This window comes from Craterilacuibacter sp. (assembly GCF_051659485.1).
In the GTDB taxonomy this organism is placed as follows: Bacteria; Pseudomonadota; Gammaproteobacteria; order Burkholderiales; family Chromobacteriaceae; genus Craterilacuibacter.
On sequence record NZ_JBOFOO010000352.1, the window covers coordinates 1 to 2,040 of the forward strand.

General features: G+C 58.0%; 1 protein-coding gene and 1 pseudogene. Both read right to left on the reverse strand.

Annotated elements, in window-relative coordinates; all coding sequences use genetic code 11:
• A pseudogene (locus ACRC1E_RS12030) lies at positions 1 to 605 on the reverse strand (sodium-dependent transporter); the annotation flags it as partial.
• 110 nt (positions 606 to 715) lie between these two features.
• On the reverse strand, positions 716 to 1,894 hold the full coding sequence (gene argE / locus ACRC1E_RS12035; protein ID WP_438515333.1) for an acetylornithine deacetylase: 1,179 nt from the start codon (positions 1,892 to 1,894) through the stop codon (positions 716 to 718).
• Between the last annotated feature and the right edge of the window lie 146 nt (positions 1,895 to 2,040).

Sequence of the window (2,040 nt, forward strand, 5' to 3'; positions counted from 1 at the left end):
ATCAGGCTACGGATACCCAAAATAATCAGCAGGATAAACAGCACCGGCATCAGCTTCTTGGTCACTGCCTCGATGCCCTTGGATACGCCCATCAGCAAAATACTGCCGATAAACAGCAACACACCCCACTGCCACAGCAAGGACTGCACCGGATCGGAGACCAGCGCGGCAAAGGCTGCCGATGTCACTGCCGGGTCGCTGGATAAAATACTGCCGCCAATCGCCTTGAATACATAGGCAAACACCCAGGCGGCGACTTCGGAGTAAAACGACATGATCAGAAAAGCCGCCAGCACACCAAAAGCGCCCATCAGCCACCACGGCTGCCCGGGTGGCGCCAGCGTTTTCAGGCTGGAAATCGCATCTTTTTTGGCAGCACGCCCGAGCATGATTTCGGAAATCATCACCGGCAAGCCGACCAGCAAGGTCGCCAGCAAATAGACCAGCAAAAACCCGGCACCACCATTGGCGCCGGTCAGGTACGGAAATTTCCAGATATTACCCAGACCGACCGCCGAACCCAGCGTCGCGGCCAGTACGCCAAAGCTGGAAGTAAAACCGTCTCTGGCCAGTTTGGCGCCACTAGGAGTGTTCTGTTGCGTCATGATCGCCCTTATCGTTGATCCGTTAAGCAGCCCAGCTTATGGCCGGGCAGTATTTATATAGTTAAGTACGCATATTGTGCTTGAGCATGTGCTTGGCGTAAACGTGCCATTCAGGGCAAGCGCCCTTCGTTTGCCAGCAAAGCCTGCGCCAGTGACTCCAGCCATGCATCGCACGCGGCCAGTTGCGCCCGCGTAATGAACTCGTCCGGCCGGTGCGCCTGCTCGATAGCACCCGGGCCACATACCACCGCCGGAATCCCTGCGCGGGCAAAATGCCCGGCTTCGGTGGTATACGCCACGGCCTTGCCCTGCCCGCCTCCCAATTGTTGCAGCCAGTGCTGCACGGGATTGTCGTCTTCACATTCAAAGGACGGACAATGCACGATAGGTTCTATCGTGATCTGGGCCTCGGGTGCGACCTGACGCATGCGGTGCAGCAGTTTTTGCGCCTCGGCTTCCAGTTCGCGGATAAAACGCTCCGGGTCATCCCCGGGCAGCCAGCGGCACTCGATAATGAATTCGCAATCGCGCGGCACAATATTGGGCGCACTACCGCCTTGTATCCAGCCGGTTTGCAGGGTATTGAACGGCACATCAAACAGCGCCTTGCGCCGGCCTTGCGCCTGCTCGGCTTCGGCCAGTGTGGTCACAAAACCGACCAGCCGCGCCGCATACTCAATCGCATTCACGCCTTGCGGGGTTAATGAGGAGTGAGCGGCACGCCCCTGTACCCGACAGCGCCAATGGGCAATCCCCTTGTGTGCCACCACCGTTTGCATCGCCGTGGGTTCACCGATGATGCAGCCGGCGATATTCACTCCAGAGGCGTGGATATCGGCAATCAGGCGGGATACGCCAAGGCAGCCCACTTCCTCGTCGTAGCTCAGCGCCAGCGCCAGTGGCAGCCGGCTTGATAAGCCTGCGGCATGCCAGCGCTGAAAAGAGGCGAGTACCGACGCGATAAAACCTTTCATGTCGGCCGTGCCGCGGCCATAGAGCTTGTCATCCTTTAATGTCAACTCGAACGGATTGCTACTCCAGCTCTGGCCATCTACCGGCACCACATCGCTATGGCCGGACAAGACAATGGCCGGCAAGTGCGGCGGGCCCATACGCGCAAACAGATTGGCTTTAGTGCCGCTGTCGTCATGCGTCAGCCTCACCGTCATGCCTAGCGCGCCCAAGGCTTGGGCGACCCAGTCTATTAATTCAAGATTGGAGTTGCGACTGGTGGTATCGAAGGACAGCAAGGTGGCCAACACGGTTTCAGTTGCGGAGGGGTATGACATGAAAGCCTCAGGATACAAGGATAGATATGGCCGCTACACTAACACGAAGACATGGACGCAGGCTTGCCTTGGCGGGTCAAAACCGATATAGTGCGGCCTGTAGTTTCTATGGCGGGCCTCCCCGCATTGCACGGTAGTGAACTTGG